Origin of the sequence: Corallococcus sp. 4LFB (assembly GCF_046520365.1) — a bacterium.
GTDB lineage: Bacteria > Myxococcota > Myxococcia > Myxococcales > Myxococcaceae > Corallococcus > Corallococcus caeni.
Window position 1 is genome coordinate 1 of the sequence record NZ_JBKGHJ010001085.1, and the last position, 984, is coordinate 984.

The 984-nt window shown below is 75.6% G+C and carries 1 protein-coding gene; it reads left to right on the forward strand.

Translation table 11 applies throughout. The features are described 5' to 3' along the window. A partial coding sequence (locus ACLEQD_RS44220) for a HEAT repeat domain-containing protein (protein WP_410391904.1) occupies positions 1-984 on the forward strand: 984 nt, incomplete at both ends.

Here is a 984-nt window from a genome sequence, read left to right on the forward strand (position 1 = left end):
CTGAACGCCGTGGTGGCGCTGGACTCGGACGCGCCGCTGTCCGCCGCGGAGGCCGCGCTGCGCTCCGGCCACGAGGACGTGCGCGTGCGCGGCCTGGACCGGCTGGTGAAGCTGGGCGCGAAGGCGGAGGGCGCGGAAGGGCTGCTGGGCGATGCGCTGGAGGACGAATCCGCCAAGGTGCGCGGCGAGGCCTTCCGCACGCTGTGGGCGTGGAACGACCAGGAGCCGGTGAAGGCGCTGGACCGCGCGCTGGCGGGCCGCTTCCCGGACCTGCGCACCCGCGCGGTGGAGGTGCTCGCGCAGAAGGGCACCGACGACTGGGCGCTGGAGCGGCTGAAGAAGTCCGTGGACGACCGCGACGCGGGCGTGGCCACCGCCGCCTACGAGGCGTGGGTGAAGCTCGCGGGCAAGGAGAAGCCGGAGCCGCACCTGGCCGCGCTCAACACCCCGCACCCGGCCCTGCGCGAGAAGGCCGCCAAGGCCGCCGTGCACGCCCCGGCGGAAGCCATGCGCTCCGCGCTCCTCAAGCGCGTGCAGGACGAGCACCTGGACGTGGCGTTCGCGGCGCTGGAGTCGCTCGACAAGCTCATCCCGAACGAGAACGGGCCGCTGCTCGCGGGCATCGCGGCGACGGCGCTGCCGGTGCGCGTGCGGGCCGCGGAGCTGCTCGCCCCGCGCGGCGCGGAGGACATCATCGAGCCCATGCGCGGGCTCATCACGGACAAGGACCTGGAGCGGATGTACCCGCCCGGCTTCCTCGTCCCCCTGCGCATCCGCGCGTCGCGCGCGCTGGCCACGCTGGGCTCGCGGCGCCTGCTGGGCTTCTACGCCACCACGCTCCTGCCCAACGAGCTGACGGACCTCCAGGAGCAGGGCGCGCGCGGTCTCGGCCACCGCGAGCCGCCGGGGCGACGAGGGCGCGCTGCTGGAGTGCGCTGGCCACTCGCTGGTGGCGGCGCGTCGTGGGCGGCGGACGCTCGCGCG